29 protein-coding genes are annotated in these 20,256 nt (G+C 57.6%); 14 read left to right on the top strand and 15 right to left on the bottom strand.

Annotated elements, in window-relative coordinates:
- Positions 1–3: 3 nt before the first annotated feature.
- The 8 genes from G7068_RS03275 to G7068_RS03240 all read left to right on the top strand — a co-directional run bounded on the left by G7068_RS03275 (position 4) and on the right by G7068_RS03240 (position 6,891).
- Positions 4–897: a hypothetical protein gene (locus G7068_RS03275; RefSeq protein ID WP_166288817.1), complete on the top strand. Its 894-nt coding sequence runs from the start codon at positions 4–6 to the stop codon at positions 895–897.
- Positions 898–906: 9 nt separating this feature from the next.
- Entirely contained in the window at positions 907–1,977 is a 1,071-nt protein-coding gene (locus G7068_RS03270; protein WP_166288814.1) for a hypothetical protein, read from the top strand.
- A gap of 9 nt (positions 1,978–1,986) precedes the next feature.
- Complete coding sequence (locus G7068_RS03265; RefSeq protein WP_166288811.1) at positions 1,987–3,435, top strand: hypothetical protein; 1,449 nt, start codon at positions 1,987–1,989, stop codon at positions 3,433–3,435.
- Positions 3,432–5,150, top strand: coding sequence for a hypothetical protein (locus tag G7068_RS03260; protein ID WP_166288808.1), 1,719 nt, complete (start codon positions 3,432–3,434; stop codon positions 5,148–5,150). Before G7068_RS03265 ends, G7068_RS03260 begins: the two co-directional genes overlap by 4 nt.
- A 117-nt stretch (positions 5,151–5,267) precedes the next feature.
- Positions 5,268–5,579, top strand: coding sequence for a hypothetical protein (locus G7068_RS03255; RefSeq protein ID WP_166288805.1), 312 nt, complete (start codon positions 5,268–5,270; stop codon positions 5,577–5,579).
- A 45-nt stretch (positions 5,580–5,624) separates the two neighbouring features.
- Entirely contained in the window at positions 5,625–6,302 is a 678-nt protein-coding gene (locus G7068_RS03250) for a M23 family metallopeptidase (protein WP_166288802.1), read from the top strand.
- Positions 6,299–6,649 carry a hypothetical protein gene (locus G7068_RS03245; protein WP_166288799.1) on the top strand — a complete coding sequence of 117 codons (351 nt, stop codon included), beginning with the start codon at positions 6,299–6,301 and terminating at the stop codon, positions 6,647–6,649. Before G7068_RS03250 ends, G7068_RS03245 begins: the two co-directional genes overlap by 4 nt.
- Before the next feature lie 2 nt (positions 6,650–6,651).
- Entirely contained in the window at positions 6,652–6,891 is a 240-nt protein-coding gene (locus G7068_RS03240; protein ID WP_166288796.1) for a holin, read from the top strand.
- Positions 6,892–6,954: 63 nt separating this feature from the next.
- On the opposite strand, the gene G7068_RS03235 is transcribed toward G7068_RS03240, so the two are convergent.
- Complete coding sequence (locus G7068_RS03235) at positions 6,955–7,617, bottom strand: hypothetical protein (RefSeq protein WP_166288793.1); 663 nt, start codon at positions 7,615–7,617, stop codon at positions 6,955–6,957.
- Positions 7,618–7,987: 370 nt separating this feature from the next.
- Here G7068_RS03235 and G7068_RS03230 point away from each other — a divergent pair, with 370 nt between their 5' ends.
- Positions 7,988–8,134, top strand: coding sequence for a hypothetical protein (locus G7068_RS03230; protein WP_166288790.1), 147 nt, complete (start codon positions 7,988–7,990; stop codon positions 8,132–8,134).
- Positions 8,131–8,310, top strand: a complete 180-nt coding sequence (locus G7068_RS03225; RefSeq protein ID WP_166288787.1) for a helix-turn-helix transcriptional regulator — start codon at positions 8,131–8,133, stop codon at positions 8,308–8,310. The genes G7068_RS03230 and G7068_RS03225 overlap by 4 nt, the downstream gene beginning before the upstream one ends.
- 55 nt (positions 8,311–8,365) lie before the next feature.
- Here G7068_RS03225 and G7068_RS03220 read toward each other — a convergent pair whose 3' ends face one another.
- The 14 genes from G7068_RS03220 to G7068_RS03155 form a co-directional block, all read right to left on the bottom strand.
- Positions 8,366–9,586, bottom strand: coding sequence for an AAA family ATPase (locus G7068_RS03220; protein ID WP_166288784.1), 1,221 nt, complete (start codon positions 9,584–9,586; stop codon positions 8,366–8,368).
- Entirely contained in the window at positions 9,586–9,837 is a 252-nt protein-coding gene (locus G7068_RS03215; protein WP_166288781.1) for a hypothetical protein, read from the bottom strand. The genes G7068_RS03220 and G7068_RS03215 overlap by 1 nt, the downstream gene beginning before the upstream one ends.
- The gene (locus G7068_RS03210; RefSeq protein ID WP_166288778.1) at positions 9,788–10,360 is read right to left on the bottom strand and encodes a hypothetical protein; all 573 of its coding nucleotides are present in this window, start codon (positions 10,358–10,360) and stop codon (positions 9,788–9,790) included. Before G7068_RS03210 ends, G7068_RS03215 begins: the two co-directional genes overlap by 50 nt.
- Positions 10,361–10,758: 398 nt before the next feature.
- Positions 10,759–10,959 carry a hypothetical protein gene (locus G7068_RS03205; RefSeq protein WP_166288775.1) on the bottom strand — a complete coding sequence of 67 codons (201 nt, stop codon included), beginning with the start codon at positions 10,957–10,959 and terminating at the stop codon, positions 10,759–10,761.
- Positions 10,956–11,639: a hypothetical protein gene (locus G7068_RS03200; RefSeq protein WP_166288772.1), complete on the bottom strand. Its 684-nt coding sequence runs from the start codon at positions 11,637–11,639 to the stop codon at positions 10,956–10,958. Before G7068_RS03200 ends, G7068_RS03205 begins: the two co-directional genes overlap by 4 nt.
- The gene (locus G7068_RS03195; RefSeq protein WP_166288769.1) at positions 11,636–11,983 is read right to left on the bottom strand and encodes a hypothetical protein; all 348 of its coding nucleotides are present in this window, start codon (positions 11,981–11,983) and stop codon (positions 11,636–11,638) included. The genes G7068_RS03200 and G7068_RS03195 overlap by 4 nt, the downstream gene beginning before the upstream one ends.
- The gene (locus G7068_RS03190; RefSeq protein WP_166288766.1) at positions 11,983–12,705 is read right to left on the bottom strand and encodes a hypothetical protein; all 723 of its coding nucleotides are present in this window, start codon (positions 12,703–12,705) and stop codon (positions 11,983–11,985) included. Before G7068_RS03190 ends, G7068_RS03195 begins: the two co-directional genes overlap by 1 nt.
- Positions 12,705–13,091, bottom strand: a complete 387-nt coding sequence (locus tag G7068_RS03185) for a hypothetical protein (RefSeq protein WP_166288763.1) — start codon at positions 13,089–13,091, stop codon at positions 12,705–12,707. Before G7068_RS03185 ends, G7068_RS03190 begins: the two co-directional genes overlap by 1 nt.
- A 329-nt stretch (positions 13,092–13,420) precedes the next feature.
- The gene (locus G7068_RS03180) at positions 13,421–13,603 is read right to left on the bottom strand and encodes a hypothetical protein (protein ID WP_166288760.1); all 183 of its coding nucleotides are present in this window, start codon (positions 13,601–13,603) and stop codon (positions 13,421–13,423) included.
- Entirely contained in the window at positions 13,585–14,421 is an 837-nt protein-coding gene (locus G7068_RS03175) for a hypothetical protein (protein WP_166288757.1), read from the bottom strand. Before G7068_RS03175 ends, G7068_RS03180 begins: the two co-directional genes overlap by 19 nt.
- Positions 14,418–14,693: a helix-turn-helix domain-containing protein gene (locus tag G7068_RS03170; RefSeq protein WP_166288754.1), complete on the bottom strand. Its 276-nt coding sequence runs from the start codon at positions 14,691–14,693 to the stop codon at positions 14,418–14,420. The genes G7068_RS03175 and G7068_RS03170 overlap by 4 nt, the downstream gene beginning before the upstream one ends.
- A complete protein-coding gene (locus G7068_RS03165; protein WP_166288751.1) occupies positions 14,690–15,265 on the bottom strand; it encodes a hypothetical protein in 576 nt (191 codons plus the stop codon). Before G7068_RS03165 ends, G7068_RS03170 begins: the two co-directional genes overlap by 4 nt.
- A complete protein-coding gene (locus G7068_RS03160; RefSeq protein WP_166288748.1) occupies positions 15,265–16,029 on the bottom strand; it encodes a BRO-N domain-containing protein in 765 nt (254 codons plus the stop codon). The genes G7068_RS03165 and G7068_RS03160 overlap by 1 nt, the downstream gene beginning before the upstream one ends.
- A 151-nt stretch (positions 16,030–16,180) precedes the next feature.
- Positions 16,181–16,423: a helix-turn-helix domain-containing protein gene (locus tag G7068_RS03155; RefSeq protein WP_166288745.1), complete on the bottom strand. Its 243-nt coding sequence runs from the start codon at positions 16,421–16,423 to the stop codon at positions 16,181–16,183.
- A 79-nt stretch (positions 16,424–16,502) separates the two neighbouring features.
- Here G7068_RS03155 and G7068_RS03150 point away from each other — a divergent pair, with 79 nt between their 5' ends.
- The 4 genes from G7068_RS03150 (at position 16,503) to G7068_RS16380 (ending at position 20,255) form a co-directional block, all read left to right on the top strand.
- Positions 16,503–17,018 (top strand): helix-turn-helix domain-containing protein, encoded by a 516-nt coding sequence (locus G7068_RS03150; protein WP_166288742.1) that lies wholly within the window; start codon positions 16,503–16,505, stop codon positions 17,016–17,018.
- An 8-nt stretch (positions 17,019–17,026) separates the two neighbouring features.
- Positions 17,027–17,476, top strand: coding sequence for an ImmA/IrrE family metallo-endopeptidase (locus G7068_RS03145; RefSeq protein WP_166288739.1), 450 nt, complete (start codon positions 17,027–17,029; stop codon positions 17,474–17,476).
- A complete protein-coding gene (locus tag G7068_RS03140) occupies positions 17,476–18,786 on the top strand; it encodes a tyrosine-type recombinase/integrase (RefSeq protein WP_166288736.1) in 1,311 nt (436 codons plus the stop codon). Before G7068_RS03145 ends, G7068_RS03140 begins: the two co-directional genes overlap by 1 nt.
- A 1,046-nt stretch (positions 18,787–19,832) precedes the next feature.
- Positions 19,833–20,255: a hypothetical protein gene (locus tag G7068_RS16380; RefSeq protein ID WP_244304646.1), complete on the top strand. Its 423-nt coding sequence runs from the start codon at positions 19,833–19,835 to the stop codon at positions 20,253–20,255.
- Position 20,256: the final 1 nt, after the last annotated feature.

The raw sequence follows: 20,256 nt of genomic DNA, 5'->3' as shown, positions 1-20,256 counted from the left end.
TCGATGACCGATCGAACCGATCTCAATAGCGGTTCTCTCACCTATGAGGGCGTGCGCTTCCCGTTTGGGGAGGGCACGCCCTTTGCGTTGACGGACTTCAAGCGCGGCACCGCGGGCATTCGCGCGAACGATGCTGCGCGCCCGGGCCGCGACGGGACCGCGCTCGGAGTCTCCTACAAGGACGGCCCCAAGCACGAACTCTCCATTGCGGTGATCGGGCGCGGAGACACCCGCACCGAACAAGAGGCCGACACGAGAGCGCTTCTGCAAGACCTCGCAGGCGTGTGGTCTGCCGATACGCTCAGGTCTCGAAGCGGTGGGCTCGCGGCCCTCACTATCGGCACTCTGACCGCGTACGGGCACCCGCGCGAGTTCGCGCCGGATGACTCCGCGCTCTGGTCCGGGCTCGCAGAACCGACCCTGACATTCCAAGCGGTTGACGATCTTTGGTACGGACCTGAGCAAGTATCCCGTGTTCACTTGATTACGGGCTCGACGGGCGGCTTGCCGATCCCCGCCGATGTGCCATTCGTGCTCGACGGCGGCGACGGCGTATCTGATCATGTCGTGACAGTCGACGGCTCGGCCCCAGCATGGCCGGTATTCAACGTTCGTGGCCCCATTCAAGACCCGTTTATCGAGGTCGTGGGGGTAGGCCGGCTCAACTTTCGTGGACAACTGGCCTATGACCAAACGCTGACTGTAGATACACGTCCGTGGGCGCGCTGGATCTTGCGCGACGGCAACCCATTCCCGGGCGCGCTGTCGCCTTCAGGCGCACGCCTGTCAGACATGAGCCTCAATCCAGGCCAACACCGGGTGTTCTTTGGCGGGTACGACCCCACGAACACCGCGGTTCTTGAAGTGCGGATCCAGGCCGCGTACCGAAGTTTGTAAGGAGTAACGATGGTTGATTTTGAAGCGCCCTACGCAATGGACGGCACCCGCATTCCCGCCGAAGGGCTTCGCCGACAGCTGCAGCGCGAGGCGGGCACCGGGTCCGGTGTGGTGCGTCCAGGCGATCTGAGAATTTCACAACTCGACGTTCCCGGCACCGGCGTGAAGATCGCGGCAGGGGACGATTTGATCCAATCCCGGGAAAGCGGGCGAGGCCGTGAAACGTACGGCATTCCGCTTCTGACTGCTCAGAACTATATGGGTGACGGCGGGCAGGGGATCCCCGGCACCGGCTCCACCGCTACCCGCCGCGACATGATCATTCATGAAATCCTTGATCCGATCTTCGCGAAAACATACACGCCGCGGGATCAGTGGCCCGAAGGTGCCACCTCAAAGCTTTCGGTAGTGCCGGGAGTGCCCGCAACCGCGAAAACCGTCGCCGAGGTGCCCGCACTCGCTGGCGTGACGGCATACGAGCTCGCCGCAATTAATTGGCCGAAGAGCACGGGGACAATCACGAACGCGATGCTCGAGGATCTTCGCAGGCTTCAATCACCACGAACTGACACTGCGGTGCGATCCATAAACCTGACCGCAGCAGGCACCGGCGACCGGGTGCCAATCACGGACACGCAACCCTATCCAGGTGGGGGCCAGACCTATGGGAAGACTGGCGGGCAAACCTGGCCGGTTGAAGCAGAAACGTCTGGGCGTCTGGACATCGCAATCCCGGACTGGGCCAACTACATGGCCTACACGATCACATGGTCACAACTCTCGGTACTCAGCGGTAACGGCAACGCATACGGAAACATGTGGCTACAGGTCGGCGCAAACGTCGACCCGACCGTATGGCGGGGCGAAGCAAGCTCGTGGGATATAGCCGAGACCGCTGGCAGCCACACGATGATGATGCGTGTCGCCGACACAAACTTCATCCCCGCAAACCTCCGGGGCCGGACCATGCGTTTCTATCCTCGAGTGAATCTCACAGGTGGGAAATCGGCGGCGTCACCGCGGCTCACGTGGGCAACTTCATTCGATCTCACCGTGACGTTCTTGGAGCGCGCAGTATAAGGAGGTGTCATGCTTCGCTACATCGTTGAACGCATCTCAGACGGCGCATTCCTCGAACTCGAACTACCCATCAACGTGTCCAGTGCGGGAAAGAAAAAGTGCGGGCCGGGGAAGTTCTCGGGCGAGATTATGCCGGTCGTGGAGGCTTACCGCTACGCAGGCACGAACGCGTTGATCGAACCGCGCGGCACGTTCATTCATGAAGAAGCTGACGGGCAGATCCGCGGAACTTGGATTGTTACTCGGAGTGAGTTCGAGGGAGCACGCTGGCGGATCGAGGGTGCGGGGTATTCGTCGTACTTCAATGGCTACCCGTACGAGGGCGAATACTGGGGCGTGCAGGTCGACCCCATTGCCGCCGCCCGCCATGTCATCACCTACATTCAGGGACGCAACGCCTCGAATATTGGCGTCACGCTCACGGGTTCATCTTCGAAGCGAGTCGGCACGGATTCGGACTTGAAAGCCGATGCAGCGAAAAAGGTCATGGATGCGAAGAAGAAGGCGTGGGATGAGTTCGCGAAGCCCCGCAAGACGTTAGAGGCCGAAGTCAAGAAGATTTCGAAGCCCTACGATGACGCGATTCGCATCATGAATCGTGACCGAAGAATCTTGTTTGATGATTACGCGGCAGCGGTCGCAGCGAAGAAACCCAAGGCCACCATCGACGCCAAGAAAGCGCCCGTGGATGCGAAGGACAAGGAGATCAAGACGAAGCGCGACGCGAAAGCGAAAGCCACCAAGACGCGGCGAGACAAGATCGATGACCTAAAGATCACAGAAGAGCCGCTGGAAACTGCCTTCGACGCGGCGAAAGAGGATTACGAGGCAGCGAAAGACAAAGCCACTGATGACGCTGGGGCATGGAAGATGCTGTGGTGGGACACTCCCGATGCGGGCAAGCTCATGACTGAGGCCATCGAGGAAGCCGGATACGAATGGGTGGAATGGTCAGGGTGGAACGCTGACAAAACGAAGATCCTCAAAGAGATCCGCTGCGTCCCCACAGTCGGGCGCAAGCGTGAAGACCTCTCATTTATTGAGGGCGATAACGTGCTCGAAGTCGTTGCGATCAAGGACGACTCGGCAGACTACGCCAACTCCGTGACCGTGATCGGTGCCGGTGAAGGGAAGTCCGCGCTTCGGTTCGAGGTGGGAATCGCTGATGGTCGCCGCCGCACTCCGGTCGTGATCGACGCAAAGCATCTCACACGGCAAACTGCAGTCGAAAACCTCGCCCGAGTGGAGCTTGCAAGACGGCAGCAGAAACTCAAAGTCGCTGCGGTTCGGGTGGACGCCTCGCACGCCAACGCACCCCGCGGCACCTTCGACGTGGGCGACATCATCCCGGTTGATACAGACGGCGGATGGACCGGCAGACGAGTGTTCTGGCGGCGCATCGAAGAAATCGAATGGATCGGACTCGAAACCGCAGACCTAATTTTGGAGGACGCATGACAACGCCACTTTCACTGAAGCTTTTGCATCGCGCTCAAGCGCAGCAAGCAGTCACCGCTCAGCAGGCCACAAGCCAACTCGCGCGCACGAGCCAGATCCCATACTCGAGCATCGAAGCGGGTGAAGAGTCCGTGCCCGTGCAAGATGTCCTGGCCGAGCTCCCCGATGTCACAAACGCTGTAAGCGACCATGCGGAGGATCTGAGCACCCTCGATCCTGGGCTTGACGTTGCAGACGATATTTTCGATGCCGCTGATTCGGATTTCGCTACTTCCATGCGTCTTGTGGAAGTCAACGCGGAGGTGCAAGTGGCTCAAGAGATCGCAGACGCCGCCGCTCAGAAAGCATTGGAAGCAACGGAGACCGCTGACGGCAAGAACCGTATCTTTGCTTCCGAGGTCGAACCTCCGGCTGACGAAGACAAGCCATTTACCCAGGGTGACATGTGGTTTGTGAAAGACACGGCTGGCAGTTTTGCGGGCGTGAAGGTGTGGAATGGGTCGGTTTGGAATCCGTTTCAGCTCGTTGCTGATTCTCTTCTGGTGCCGAGCTCTATCGGGACAGCATTGATTAAGGACGGGGCTATGACAGCAGAGAAAATGAACGCGAACTTCTTCTACGGACGAGAGTTCTACGGGGGCATGTTCACAGGTGGCGAGTTCCGCCTCGCGGATGCGATGGCAGATGTGATCGCCTACTCTAACACCGGCACTACTGCTGCCGGATGGTACTGGGAACCGAACGTAAACCCACCCACGGTTGACACCACGAAATACCACTCGAGCCCGTCAAGCCTGAAGGTTGCGACCATCGCATCCGACATGCGGCGAATGCAGCACAACACCCTCAATATCAACGTGCCTCAGGACGCGGAAGGGTTTGCCGAGTTTTGGGTGTACGCCGACATCTCGACCACGATTTACGTGTACCTCGGGACCGCTAGCGATCCCTACAGCATGGGGTCCGCGAGCGTTGATGTGGCGGCGGGGACGTGGCAGAAGATCACTACTCCGTTTCTGAAGAGCGGCATCACGCTCACCCGCATGTCCATAACCGCGGTGCGGGGCAGTAGCGGAGTACGGCCTACATTCTGGGTAGATGACATTCGTATAGTCGTGCGAACCACCACACCTGATATGGGGATCTCGATCAAGCGCGACAGTGCGGGCGTTGGGGTTGTCGAATCGAGTGGGCAGCTTGGCAAATCAGCAGTGCTGCGTGGCGGCGATGTTGTTGTTGCAGATGCTGACGGCATAGGCACTATGACCCGTGACGGCGGCACCAAAATCACCGACCCGACGAAAACGGTAATCAAGGCACCACTCATTGAACTCAACGGGGTAATCCACTCTGATCGTGCTCAGAAGGTGCTTTGGGCCGGTGCGTTGTACATGCACGGCACTCAGACCGTGCTTTTGAACGAGTTAGTGAGTGAACAACTGACGGGGGTCGTTCTTGTCTGGCAGGCATTTAACAAGACCACAAATCAGGCCGACAATTCTGGCATCGTTGAGCAATTCATCCCGAAGCAGTCAGTGACGGACCTACACGGCTGCGGTCACTACGAGCTTGTGCCGGGATGGCGAGCTGATGGGCTCGCGCCTTCACTGTCACTCAAATACGTGTACGTCTTGCAGGACAGGATCATTGGACACGCGATGAATTCTTTAGGCAATGCGACATCACACGTACTTACCAAAGTCTATGGAGTGTAGGGAGAGGCGAAGATGACGTTTCTTACTCAAGCCAAAATGGTCGAGGATAGCAGGCTCGTTATGCGAGTGGCGGCGTGTGCTGCAAGTCGCGGTATTGCCGACCCACATACGTGGGCGGTGCAGAATATGTGGGCGCTCGGCGCGCGGCCCGGTTGGGGCGACGCGTACACGGAGGCACTTGCAAAGGAAGCGCCCGGTGATCCCGCCGCCTATGTGGCGACCGCGGGTGCCGATCCTGATGTGATCACCGACCAGATGATTACAGAAGGCGTTGCCGCTGTGCTCGAGCACACCAGCACCGCGACGCTTAGCGGTGTCGCCGAGATCGAGGCCGTGAAAGTCGCTGCGGTGGAAGAGATCACCACGCTGAAGTCTGAAGTGATCGCGCTCACCAGGCCACCGGATCCATCACAAGTCGAAACCAACTAAACCCCGCCAAGTAGCGGGGTTTTTGCATGTAAGGAGGGGAAACACATGGCGCAACTTTATTACCCGCTCGATCCGGCGCTCGTGTCCGAGTGGCCTGGGCCTCGTGACGGCGGCAGTTGGTGGCATTACGGCACCGACTTTGCTGTTGGGGTTGGGACACCGCTCGCGGCGAGCTTTGATGGCCAGGTCGTGTTTGCTGGCGGCGACGGCGCGCGAGGCCAGATCAATGGGGTCTGGGCGAACGGTGAAGGCCTCACCGTTGATATTCGCCGTTCTGATGGCCTGATCGCCAGGTACGGGCATCTGTCACGTATCGATGTGCAGTACGGGCAGTGGGTAACCGCTGGCCAGATCATCGGCCTTTCCGGGAACACGGGCTACACGACCGGGCCGCACTGCCACTGGGAACTGCGGTGGGATCGTGCATGGTCCGGCGGCGCGTGGGCTCACCCACACGACCTCGGCGCGATTGCGCTACCCAAACACGCTGCACCGGCAAAGCCCGCAGCATCAACACCGAAACGCAAGGAGCACAACATGTTGATGGCATATTACGCACACGCTGGCGGGAAGAATGTGGGCCAGTGGCTCATCTTTGGTCCCAAGTTCCAGATGATTCTTAAGACGAGTGTCGCGGCTGACGCGTTCGCTAAGCAGCTCGGGGTCACCCCGTTCGTTACTGACGGCGGCGGGTGGGCCAAGTTCTTGAAGGTCTCGAAATGACCGCAGCCCCGCCCGACGGAATCGGGATGGCTGATCTGTGGAAACAGGGTCAGAGCACCCAGGAACGACTCGCGAAGCTCGAAGTCATCGTAGAGCGCCTCGCTAAAGTCGACGAACGACTCGACTCGCATTCCAGCAGGTTGCGCATGATCGAAGGGGCAACGATTCGGCAGGAGGGCGACGCTGCTGACATTCGTTCACTCGATGCTCGCGTGACCTCTCTCGAGACGCAGCAGGGCGCGCTCGGGAATCAGGTGTCTCGCCTGACCTGGCTGCCGCCCATCATCGTCGGCGTTATTGGCGCTGGCGGTGCAACTCTCGTCGGACGACTCATAAACGGAGGTTAGATATGCGTACGAAACAGTTTTGGCTCGATGTGTTCGAGCGTGCAGTGAAGACGTTTGCTCAGGCCGCGGTGGCTCTGCTCACCGCGGGCGCGACTGGGCTACTCGGGATTGACTGGCTACAGCTTTTCTCGGTAGCCGGCCTAGCGGCGCTCGTGTCGATCCTCACTTCGGTGGGATCCGATTACGTGGGCGACCGCGGCACACCCTCGCTTGTCACTCGCGACGCTGAAGACAGCGTGTAACCAAGACACCCCCTCTTGCTCAATGCAAGAGGGGGTGTCTTTTGCGTTTGCCGCGGTGATCTACTAGGAGTTGCTCTTCTTCGCTGGTGTGGCGTCACCCGCAGGCGTTCCGAATTCGCCCGCTGTCACGGCCACGCGAGTGAATTCACTGGGCAGGTCAACATCCTTGGAGACAAGAACAACAGTGCCCTGCTCAGCCGGGGCAGGGCCTTTCAAGAACTTGTTGTAGATGTCGATGCCGCGGTTGTAGAGTTCGGTCCCCACGTCTTCGGCTACCTTGCTGCCGTCTGGCATCACGTACTCGTGATCCTCTGAGTAGTAGGGCTGCCAATCACTAATGGTTTTGAATACTTCCGTGAACTCATACTTGCGGCCCTCTTTGTCGAACGCAGAAACGTTCGTCAAGCCCGCGTAGTCGGTTCCCTTGCGGTTGTCGACGTTGGCGATGACGTAGGTGACGGGGCTCGCGTTGGTGTCGACCCGGTACTTTTCAATGTCTGCGATGCGCTCGTCATCTGCCGCTGAGGGGAGATCGAAAGTGATCTTTGCCCCTGTCTCAGTGGTGAACTCGAACGGACCCGCGGGGAAGAGTGTGGGTGCTTCCGCTTCGGCTTGGGTTGCGTCGGTGCCCGACTTGGGTTCGTCGGCGTTGTTTGCGCCCCCGCTGCAGGCCATTAGGGAGATTGACATGGTGAGTGCGGCAACAATGCCAAGAGTACGCTTCATGGCAAGATTCTCTCTTGCTTTATCTTTGAACTCAAATGCAGTCCGATTTCGGTTTTCTGAACTGAGGAATCGGGAAGCGGAGCGCCGTGGCGATCCCACCCCCTTGCTTGATCCTTTACGGGATCGGGTGAGGGGGTCATTTTGTGATTTAGGTCTGGTTGCTAATACACCCGAACGGGTGTATAGTTGGTTATAGAAAGGAGGTAACAATGGGAAAGAAAAAGCAGCGAGATAGCCCGGCAGCTATCATCAGCGCCATTGCAGCACTGGTATCAGCCATAGCCGCAATGATCGCACTGCTCAAGTAGCGGGCGGGCCGGAGATAGACAAAGTATCTCCGGCCCTAACCCCGATTTTCCCATACATCAACATGAATCAGATCATCAAGATTGCTGCAGGCGTCATCATGGTTGCCGTCGGCATCATGGTCGTGAAGGACAATCCGACTGCGGGTGTGTTCTCGTTCGTTGCTGCCGTGTTCGCATTCATTCCACCTTTCAAGAAGCGGAGTGAATGATGCTCGTGTTTCTGAGTGTCACTGAGGTTGCTGAACGCCTTGGGGTGTCGGTGAACTCGGTGAAGCAGTACAAACTGCCAGAGCCGGATGCGCTGATCGGGCGCACCCGTGGATGGTTGCCAGAAACGATCGACGCCTGGAACGCAACAAGGCCCGGTAAAGGCAACTGGAAGTAAACAAGTGGCCCCCTCTAAATCGAGAGGGGGCCACTTGCTGCTTCACGCAGGCAAGTTAGCCGATCTCGAAGGGCCACCAATCCCGCCCACGCCTGAGATTCTTTGGCCACATGTGGTTAGTGTCTCGGGCACCGCGCCAATGGATCAGCGGGGCGATCTCGTCATTTTGTTCGCCGCCAATGCCGATGCCGAACTCCGGCCATCCCGTGAGCGCTGCTGAGCCTCGCGGGCGAAGATCCCGGGTGTCGGGGTTCCCTTCACCCTTTTTCGCGTGACCTTCCATAATGAGCGCCAGGCCGCGTTCTCGCAGCGAGTCCAGAGCCTTGATTAGCGGTGATGCATGGTCGTCGTTAGTGATAGCCCCGTCCGTTGCCTTGTAGAGCGGGCCGATGTAAAGCAGGTCAGGCTTATGCTCGTCAACAAGCCGGTGAATGTCCGCGAGGTCTGACCCTTTAGTGAGGTTGATCCGTCGACCGGCTGCAATCCGAATTTCTTCACCAGGATCCGCATTGCCGATCCGCTTCGCTTCTTCCACCATTTTGCGGACCGCCCGCCGCCATTGCAGCTCCGAGTTCTCGGCATCGATCACCAAGACTCGAACAGGTGAAATGAGTTGAGGTGAGAACCACTCACGACTGTTCTTGATCTCAACGTCTCGTAAGAGAGGGTGCAGTCCTGCGGATGACATAACCACTATCTGTCGCGCAAAGGTGCTCTTGCCAACCCCCTCGCCCGCGGTGAGGATCAGACGGTCCTGCCGCTCGAGCATCCCTGGAATCACCCAGTCTCGGCGATCCTCCATTTCCAATAGCTCACCTAAAAGTTTCGTCTTGATGCGGTTCGATGACGCACCATCGATTGCGGCGTCTAACAGTCCGCGCGCTTTCGTGATGAGGTCAGCGGGCGACGAACCACCATCACGAGTCTCATCCATCAGATATTGCGCCACGAACTGTGCTGACCGATTCAGCGCATCGGTACGCACGGTTCGCGCGTATGTCTCTGCAGCGCCCGGGTATACCTCTTGTGGTTCCGCCCAGGTCATCAACTCGACCATGCTCAAGCCGCGCACGTCCCATTCGGGGAACGCGTCCGCAACCGTGATGGAGTCGACATGGTTCCCGGCGCTACGCATCTGCCCGATGCCTTCGTAAATGATCCCCAAGCGATCATCAGTGAAGTCAGCGCGGCTAACTTCTTCGGTGGTGAACGGGTACATCTTCGGTGAAAGCAGTAGCGCCCCAAGGAGCATTTGCTCTGCTTTAGTGCCTGCCATTAGTCGTCTGCCTCCCACTTTGCCCGCTCGCGCGGGGCGTTGCTGTGCTGCCTTCTAACGAGCTCAATGATGTGCGCCGGGCGAATGTGTTCCGTGGAGGTTCGTCGGTGCTCTGCGAGGGCTTGGCGGGCCTCCTGGTAGTCAAGATCGCTCAATGCTTCGTACCACGCCTCCACGGTGAGCTCCGTTACCGCGATCGGGTCAATAGACGCCGCTACCGTCAGTAATCTCGCGGTTTGCGGTTTGTTCATTTCTGGCCTCCTGTTCTTCGTAATGACTAATCAGAGCAAGAGCGCGGTTCTGATTTGGGGGCAGTGCGTGCTGGGATCCACGTTTCTCACGTTCAGCGGCCAAGCGCAGTTTGTCGTACTGGGCGCGCAGTTTCGAGGCTGACAAAATGTTTCCTCGCCAGAATTCGTCTTGCTGGGACCATCGAATCGCGTTCTCTACTTGCTGGACCGTGCGCCCATCTTTTTCAACAAGTAGTCGGATTGCATCGCTATTTCGTTTCGTGCGAGTGGGTTTCTTGGAGCCGTTCTCAACGATCAGGTCATCGAGCAGATCAAGGAGTTTTTCGTAGTCGGGTCGGATGGTCGCGATAGCGACTTCCGACGAAGAACTGTTCCTCTGTTCCTCTGTTCCCCTATTACCCTGTTCCCCTGTTCCAATACCGGCTTTTCCGGTGACAGTGGCGGAGTTTCCGCCGTTCGATTCAGAAACTGTGTCGTTGGGCAGGGGCGTTGAACTGGATGGAAAAGCGTTTCCGCTGGTCACATCGAAGATTTCACCCTCTTCCAGTAGTGGGTACCGAGACTCGGCGCGGTAGTCCTTGGACTGGTGTGTCTTGAAATTCGAGATTTCGTAGTAGGGGCGACCGGCAACGCGATAGAACGTCACTTGATACGCCTCAGAAACCTCTCCGCAAATCTCCGCGAAGTTCCGCCAAGCTCCGGGGGCACCTGCGGAAGTTCCGCGCCTACTTCTTGGGAGATCCTGAACAGTGTCATTCGGGAACACAAACGCCTCAAGCTCTTTCAAGTTTGCGGTGCCATGTCCAGAGTCATCCGCCCAATTCCACATGGCCATGAACGTTAGACGTACTGCAAGGTCGGCTTGGGCAGTTGACGGCGAGCTCCAAAACTCAGGTTTCAAAGTCCGTATGCGGGCCACAACTATTCCTCCTTCTCTTCACGATGGGCTTCAACTTCTTCCGGTGTAAGCCCGGTATGGTCGGCAACTTCTTCGACGCTCAGGCCCGCTTTGAGTGAGGCTTGGACGATGTGCCGGGTACTGCGTTCAAGGCGCGCTCGTTTCTCGCGTGTCATTTCGCAGAACTCGACCGCGAACGCCCGCTTGCGCTCGATGCTCGTCATGCTGCCTTCTCCCTCTGCCACTTGGCGGAAAGCAGGTCTAATTCATGGAATGAGAGGTGTTCGCGTGGTAGCGCTCGCCGCGGCCACGGCATCACCCATTCGTGCTCGTCGCGCACGTTGAAGTGCGCGAGCGGCAACCACCACGGGCACTTATCCGTGTCGACCTTCACGACTGCAGTCGTGCTCGAGTCGAGGTATCCGAATCTGCGATTTCGGCACGCAAACCAGTACGCGGTTTCAAGGTCACTGGTCCAAGACATTCCCGGCATGTAGTCGGGGTGTGCCGACCGGTACAAGGTAGCCGGCCTATCGAGTTGATCTACCTGCGCGGCCTTTTGGTTTGGTGTCGCGTCCGACAGGAATCCGGTGTGCGTGAAGAGCGTTTCCCATGCTGATTCGTCAAGGGCATGAAGCGGCCACTCGCACATTGTCCACGCTTGAGAGACCCCCTTAGTGACTTCCTCGGGGTCGTGCAGCACTCCCGACGTGAACGCCGCCCAGAGTGCCTGGGGAAGGTCGTTGCGTCCGAGGTGGTAGCCGTCCGGGTAGCGAACGCAGTCGGCCCATGTCGGCATTACGAGCCCGGGTCGACCCACTGGGTTGAGGATCTGCTGCAGCGCTTCTTGGTCGCCCTCGTTCGCGCGCGCAACCAGTTTTTCAAGTTCCTTCGTGTTCGTCATGACTCCCGACCTTTCGGGAATCTGTTGAGCGCGTCGCAGTGCTGCTGCACGGCCCGGTAAGCGAGCCGGAATTGTTCGATGAGAGCTAGCCCCTCGATACCGGAAATCTCGTCTAGATCGGCGTTTGCGAAAGGTTCCCAGAGCCCGGAATCGTCGTTGCGGAAACCGGTTACGAGAAACCTCTCATTCAGTGGTGCATCGCTGCCGATGTTGATTGAGCGATGTTCGTCATCCATCACCCCATCTACGTAGGCATGCTGGGTTTCGAGGCACCCGAACACTTCACAAGGGCGGGCTTCACGCGTACGAGCGGGAACGATGCCCTCTGCAATTTCCGCGGCCATTATGCAGCCACCTTCCCGACGCCTGCAGCGGCATTGAGCTTGTCGCACTCAATCTGCATCCAAGCCATGTCGTTCGCGGAATCTCGAAGCGTTTTGACTCCCTCAGCGCCTGATAAGTAGTCGCCGTCGAGGTCAACATCTAGCCAGGCGTTCCATCCGTCGCCATCCTCATAGTTCGAACCGTGAACCATGTAACGTCCTTCGGTATCGTCAATCATGTCGAGCTCGTGGGAAGCGTTGAAGTCCCCATTTCGGTAGGGATGGAAATCCTTGATACATCCGGGGGTAACGCAGGGCTTGAGAACATCACAATCCCGCTCGCCATCCCACTCCCAGTAAGGGTCAAGGATGAATCCTGGACCCGATTTCGGATAAACGTGTGGCTCCCAAATGTCAGAGTTAAACCAGCCACTCTTAGCCCGCGCAACGAGCCGTTGAGCGTACTCAAGGTCGGATGGTGAAGCGCCTACATACAGCTGGATGCTGAAATGCTTGTTGGGGATGACAACGATGACGAACGCCTTTCGCCAAAACGTTCCATCGGCGCTCTTGGCTTCCTTGACCGGGTGCTCGTTGAAACGAATCGCCACAGGAAGTTCAGCCAGGACTGACGCGGCCCACAACTTTTGATCTTCAGTAACCTCTTTAGTCGGCTTGAAAGACGGCTTAAGGGCGGGGTCGACTGGGATCTGATCAGGTTCAAGCACTGTTCCGACAGACATTAGATTGACTCCTCGAAACTCGGTGCGCCAGGCTCAGTGCGTCGAGCCAGTGGCTTTACCTGACTAACGAAACGGTCAAACCGTCGTTCAGCTTCATCGATCGACGCACGCAGCTTCGCGAAGAACTCAGATGATTCCTGGGGCTCAATCGTCCAGTCGAAGGTTTCTGCGATTGAGAGATGGGCAGCCCCGTTCTCGTCAAGCACATGATCCGTTCGGAGTACGCCTGGCTCGATAGCCGTCATGCCCGCCTCGCGGTGCCAGTCACCAAAGCCCTCTTCAACATGGTCAACATCACACCAGGTGAAGCAGGGGCAGGGGGTCGGCTTGGAATCTGTCGGTGTCGACGGCGTTGCTTCCGTTCGGGTTTCTGTCAGAATAGACATTGGTTTCAACTCCTTGTCAGGGGGTAGTTATCAGGCTCCCGGCGTGAGTAACGATCACGCCGGGAGTATTGCTTTGTCAGGGGTGTTCTTCGCCCGGTGGCTGCTTGCTCCTGCCGGGTGCATCAAACGTTAGCGAGAGGGTGTCTCACCGCCTCTAGAACGCGAGCGCTCGCCGCACCCGTTCAAGCTCAGTAGGGGTGAGATCCTTCCACCGCTTCACCCCAAAATCGGGATGAGATACTTCTGTGTTCAGTTGTTCGTCGGTCGCTGTGCCTGCCGTGATCGCCGCCAGAACCTCCCAATCTGGGCTCCCATAGCAGGCGGGTGTCTCATCGGAACGGGGCACGCATCGCATCCCGTAACTCCTTGGCGCTGACTCTTCTGCGGATCTGGTCATCGTCGTGTTGATCTTCGGCCTGCTCGACGGTGCGGGCGGTCACGGTATCTTGCGAGCCAAGGGCCCGCGCAACCGCCCACACCGTCCCTTCAGGCGCTATTCCTTGCTGATGCACGATCCCTCATAATCGGCCTCTTCAGCAAAGACAGCTAGACACCTCGCAAGCTCACGAGCCTCTTTGGGCGAAAGCAAGCACCTAGTGTCTTCACCGGAATGCACTGAAATTTGGAGAACCGTCGCGCCGCCAACGGAATCCGGTCGGAGTATCACAAGCCCATCCGTTGTGAAAGACTCGGCCTCAACACTTCGCTCGGTGGGAGTCCACTTAGTCTCGGACTGCTCCTCGAATCGGTATCGCGCTTCAGTGAACAGAATGCGCTCAATTCCATCGCGTAACTCCTTAAGTTGCGCGAGATCCAGGATGGTCCATGCAGAATCGTCATCGTTGTGGATGGTGGCGTGGAATTCTTGCCCAAGGATGCCACGATGCTCGATACCTAGACCCCCCGCGCTCACGTAGTTGGCATGCGTGTCCGCTTTGTAGAGGTCAGCCGCATTGCGCGCCCAGGCCATGAACTCAGCCCGGGGCTTGTCATGTCGTGGTCGATAAGTGAACGTGTACCCCGGAACGTCAGGAAAGGTGAAGTGTTCCACTAGAGGAGTGCCATCGTCGTAGGTTCGCGTCGCCTTAAACACTTCCTCATTTGCGTAGAGGGGGAGCCCGCTGTCTCCGTAGCTGAGGCCCGGGAGGTGTTTTGCGAGGGCATCAATCGCTGACTTGCGGATCTCGTCAAACGCCCACATTTCAGGATCTACGTCAACGTCGCGACCGCTCATGAAATCGAGTGCGGTACTGATGCGTTCCTGCGTGACCCACATCTGATCCTTGAGGTCATCGAGCATCGTTGGCTTGGTTGTGTTTGTGCTTGTCATTGTTGTGACTCCTTCTGATATTCGTTGTTTTCTTGGATTTGTCGGTTCGAGATGATCCAGGCCACTACGTCAGACTTGAGGTAGTAGACGCGTCGTGTGTCTTCATCACGCACGAAGATGGGGCCAATACCCTTGAATCGCCAGTCTTCGAGCGTTCGGGGCGACACGTCCGGTAAATGGTCAGCCAACATGGTCGTGGACATGATCGGCGGCATCGAAGCGAAATCATCCGCGCTCGCCGCCTCAAGCGATACCGGTTCGAGGGCCATCATTGTTCACGTAGCGCGAGAAAGAAGAGCAAGTCAATGAGGTCACGGGATCCACACTTGGCGGCAAGCTCGTCAGTCTTGAGGCGGGCCGCGGCCCGCCTGTCCGCGTCTAGATCGGTGAGCCTGCTGTCTCCGATGCCAAGGTACGCATCCAGCCGGGAAATATTCACATGCGGGCCGCTGGGTCTGATCGTAAGGTCACCCCAAGCGCCAAGTCGAGCTAGCTTCTCGTCGCGCGTGAACTCCGATGGCTTGACGCACCACACTTGCGCCCGTCGCCCCGAATCGGTTTTGCGATACTTGCCAGTGAACTCAACGCGCTCATCTTCAACAAGGTTTGCGCGAGCCGTGCGGAGGCGCTGCGGAGAGAACCTGCCGAAAGCCTTGTGCCCAAAGGTGTCACCCTCGTGAAGCTCCACGAGCTCGTGGTCTGCCATTGGACCGAACACCTTGAGTGCCTGAAAGACATACTCTTTCGAATGCACGAGGTTCACCGACCGGCCAGCATCAACACTCGTAACCGGATCCGTCGCGCGTGAGTTCGGAGTAACGCCGTCAATAGCTGCGATAGCCATTAGATACCCCCAAGATCAAGCTCGTTGCTGCGAAGGGTGGAGAATACCCGGTGTTCCGAAAAAGCTTTATCGAGAATGGGGCGATGCGCTTCGGTATAGCCGACAACCTTGATTAGCGCTCCATTGACGATGCGGTCGACCTTCTTCGGTCGCTCACCAAATTCGGCGAGATAGAGGCGGGATGCGATAGTTCCGAACCCTGAACGGAAGCTCTTGATGAGGGACATGGGCACCCCGCGGCCCTCCAAGTAGCTCTGAACATCGAGAGGGCGGTTTCCCTCATCGACCTCGGGCTCTTCGCCCATGCCGCGAGCAAGAATCAAGCGGGCCTTAGCATCGGCATAGTCGGGTTGCAGGCTCGTGCGAAGGGTGCGAAGAAGAGCGGCCTGCTCCTTGACGCTGAGAACTTCCGGCGCTTTGTGTGGAGCTGGTGCGAGAGCCTTGCCGGCGTCGTAACTTCCGGTCTTTCGAATCTGAGGAAGCACCTCAGATGTGATCCACTTTTTGAACGCCTTCGCTTCTGGCTTGCGTGATCCGAGAATTAATGAGTACAGACCTGACTCGTTCACAACTGTGGCGTCACCCTGACGCCCTAAGTTGAACTTAGCCCGTTCGTCTTCATCGAGTCGACCGACCGCAACCGTGGGGTTACTATGCCCCAACACGTTGCAAAGGTCGGCAGCGACGAACCAAGGCACCCCCTCGATGGTGATTGCTCGCACTGGTGTTTCTTCGAAGTTGAAGGGTACAATCTGATTGGACATTGAATGCCTTTCTAGTTTTCTGTCTTCGCCCGTGGTTGCAGCCACGGGCTTTTTCTTTGTCTGGGTGGTCATGGTCTGGGCCTCCAATGCCGGACGATCTTCAACGTGTAGAAGATCCCGACCGCGATCAGAAGCCAGTCGATGAGGCCGTTCACGCCGCAATCCTTGACTCGCGCGGATCGAACTCAAACGCGCTGATGGGGACGTTCAGCCATTCAGAAACGGTTGCAATCTCATTGAGGTTGAAGGGCACATCGCCATTCATTCGCCGATAGACACTGTTTCGACTCAGATGAAGGACTTCCATCAACTGATTCGCATCCTTCCGCTGGCGGGCCATCTCGGCACGTACGCCACCTGCTATCCGTTGCCAGTAACTCATATTCGAACTCATATGGGTACAGTAAACCCATCCAAGTAGATTCCGCAAGCTTGATTGCGCACAATGGACCCATATGGGTACTATTGACCACATGGCATCAGGTACAGAAGGGGCTGCAGACGGGCTAGCTCTAGAATTCGTGAAATTCATTCGCACTCAGGCTGTAGTGCGTGGGTGGCGTGTCGATGACATCGCTGAAGGTATCGGCATGTCGAAGAACTACGCGGCGAAGAGATTAAGGGGCGAGGGGCTCTTTAATCTTCGTGACGTTGAGCGGCTCTCGAATATGCTCGGGTTGAGTCCAGTAGAAGTCTTCGCGCGTGTTGAGTATTCGTTTGCGGGGAACTACGAGGGGCGGCTTGTGCCGACTTACGGCATCCGTGGGGACAAGAACGGGATACAAGTTCTTCGCGTCGATGATGCTGACCCTCCCGCCTTTGACGCGTTGATCGAGTATGAGGGTGAAGCCCCATCTTCCGTCTTTGTCGGAGGTGGCGGGGAATATGTGGGTAAGAATGATGACTCCCGCAAGCAGCAAGACTATGGCCTCGTTGCTAACCGGATCACCGAAGACGATGAAACCGGCGAAGACGTGGATACGATTTAGGAGGTATCTTGCAACGTTTGTTTGACTACGCAATGGAGCTAGGCGTTCGCGTGGAGTTCACCGACTTGAGCCACCTCAAGCACAACGGGGACTACTGCCATAAGCGCAAGCTGGTCCGCATTCAGGACGGCATGCAGCCCCGTAAGACACGCTGGGTTTTTGGGCACGAGCTCGGCCATGCGACCGTGGGCGACGAACCTTCCATGTTCCCTTGGATCCAGCAACGACAAGAAGACAAAGCCGACGAGTGGGCCGCGCATTTCTTGATCGATCCAAACGATTTCCGCGAGGTAGAAGAACAGCACAACGGGCACATTCCCTCGATGGCCGTCGATCTCTACGTCCTTGAGAAAAGCGTTCGGGCCTACATGCGCACCTTGAACCGCATCGGTGATGAACTCTACATTGCCCCCAAAATGGGCGTCGGTCAGTGGGCCGCGAAACTTGAGGTCGCCTGATGGCCAAAGCATGGGTGAGTGACCTCTGGGTGAAGGATGCCGACGTTCAGCTACCCGATGGAACCACGGCAAAGGTGAGCCCGACTGCAGCCGAGCTGAAGGCCATTACGAAGCTCCCCGAGCGGTTCCGCACTGCCCGATTCGGCAAAGGGAAGCGTTGGGCTGTCGGCTGGTATGAACTGGCCGGGGGAGTGAAGAAGCAGCGGAGGAAGCTGTTCGAGTCGAAGAGGGACGCCGAAGAGCTCGCCGCGAGTCTCGAGGAAGATATTCGGGTTGGTCGCTATTTGCAGCCCGAAGACCAAGACCGGGTGTTTCGTGAGGTTGCCGAACTGTGGCTGAAGTCCAAGCGGATCATCAAGCCTTCGACGTACTTCAACTATCGGAAAATCTTGGACGCCTATGTGCTCCCGCGTTGGGGCGACGTGAAGATTGGTCGGATTAGTCGCGCTGCAGTTGAAGAGTGGGTGTCTGCCCTGCAAGACGGTACTGCTACCGTGCAGTTCGATGACGGCTACAACAAGGATCAGCGACCGTTGGGGCCATCGGCGCTCAAGAACATCGTCAGGACGGTGCTCGGGGCGGTCCTCAACTTTGCGATCAGTCAAAAGTGGATCGCTGAGAACGTTGTTCGCGAGGTCGAGCTACCCAAGGTGCCGCGCACGCCCGTGCAGGAAACCCTCACCCACGAAGAAGTGGAGCTGATGGCGAAGGCGGCGCAGGAAATCAGTGGGGAATATCGTGACTATGTGGCGGTACATGTACTGACTTATGGTGCCCCTCGAATTAACGAGCTTCTGGCGTTTCAAGCGATGCATATCGACCTCGACGCTCACCGCGCGCGAGTCGAGCAGACTTGGACCCGCGCCAAGGACGGCGGGCGAACACTCGGCACACCTAAGAATGGTGACACCCGTGTTATCCCGCTCGTTGACCACCTGATCCCGCTCCTAAAGCCACTGGTCGATGGAGTTCCCCCAACCACGTACGTGTTCCGCGTAAAGGACACGGGAGCGCCTCTGTGGGACCGAAACTGGTTCAATCGGGTATGGGTGCCCGCGGCCAAGAAGTCGAAGCTTGCGAAGCGATACACGAAGTTCTCACCCCATGTGCTCAGGCACACGGGGATCACGTTCGCAATCGCGGCCGGTGCTGACCCGAAGATCGTGCAGCTGATGGCCGGTCACAGGTCGATTGAGGAAACGATGAACCGGTACGGGAAGTTGTTCCCGGATCGTCTTGAAGAGGTTCGAAAGCTGATGGCTGAACACCGTGAACGGTCGGTCAAACCCCGTCTTGAAATCGTCGGCTAGGCAACATTCAGGCAACATGACAAACAGTGATTCTCGAATCTCGTCCGAGCTCGTCCGTAAGTGAAAATCGAAAGATCGGCATAATCTCAACGAAGTAGCGGGATAACCAGAGGTAGTCCGAACACGTCCGTAACCGTCAGAAGTGATTCACCATACCGCCGCGACTTCTCGTCGGTCATGCAGATGGTCGCGACACGATACGACCTGATCACGGAGCCCGAACTGATCCACCAGGCTCGTCAGATTTTGACTGCGGCGGTCTAGCTGCCGCACCGCCCGGCTCCTGAGCCCCGCTGAGAGGCCATCATCTCGTCGAGAGGCCATCATCTAGGGTGGCTTGTCGACGAGATGATGGCTTCTCGGTAATTGGTGGTGACTGAGGGGTTCGCTCACAGGGTGAGTTTCCGGAGAAGTTATTCACAGATTTCTGGATTGTGAAGTTGTCGGCCCTGCTTCGGTGGCAATCTGGCCACGTGAACCTTCGACGTATTGATGCCACTCGCGAACTTATCCACTCGCGGTCTGAGCTGCTCAGTCTCGGGCACTCTGAGAGCAAAATCTCGCGCGCCGTGAGATCCGGAGAACTCCTGCGCCTCAGCCGAGGCCACTACGCAATAGCGTCGCACCTGAAGCAGCTCACACCTGAAGAGCGCCATTTGCTCTACGTTTTCGCCTGTGCAGCGACGAAACACACCGACAGTCCCTTTTCTTCCCACTCTGCGGCTGTTCTCCTGGGACTGCCTCTGTACAACTTCAGGAGTGCACGACCGCAGATACTTATTTCTCACCGAGCTAGTGCAACTAGTACGAAGTATGTTGATCGCAGAGTTGCCGAGTGTCTGGATTCTGAGCTTGTCGAAATCTGTGGAGTGCGATGCACGGATCTTGAAAGAACGGTTCTTGATATTGCCAGATTTCATTCGGCTGAACGCGCGTTGGGGTGTGCGGACGCGGCTATCCGACTGAGGTTTCCCGTTGAGCGCGGTCGAGCCATGGCTCCTGAGGCTATGGCTTGGAGAGAATCCTGGTTGGAAAGGCTCGCAAACATGCCGGGCGCACGTGGTGTTGGCCGTGCCACTAAGGTGCTTCGTCTTGCGGATGGCAGTGCCGACTCGCCGCTTGAGAGTGTTGCCAGGCTGCGGTTTCACGAGGCCGGATACGACATTGCGACGCAGGTCAAGGTGGAGTCTCCTTTTGGGGGATTCTATTTCGTTGATCTTGAAATTCTCGGATTGGGCGTCTTGTGTGAAGTTGACGGAAAAGTGAAGTACACCAATGCTGAGATTCGGCAAGGTCAGACAGCTGACGAGGTTGTTTACGAAGAAAAGCGGCGCTCGAATTGGATCGAAGGCAGAACTCAGAAGCGGCTTCTGCGGCTAGGCGCCAGGGAGTTGGCGACGCCTGCAACCTTCGCTAAATGGCTTCGAGATTTTGAAGTCCCTGCCCCGGGACCTACCCCTACGCGCTGAG

The organism is Leucobacter viscericola (genome assembly GCF_011299575.1).
GTDB classification, from domain to species: Bacteria; Actinomycetota; Actinomycetes; order Actinomycetales; family Microbacteriaceae; genus Leucobacter; species Leucobacter viscericola.
Note: the sequence above shows the minus strand (reverse complement) of the source record. Positions and strands in the feature narration are given on the sequence as shown.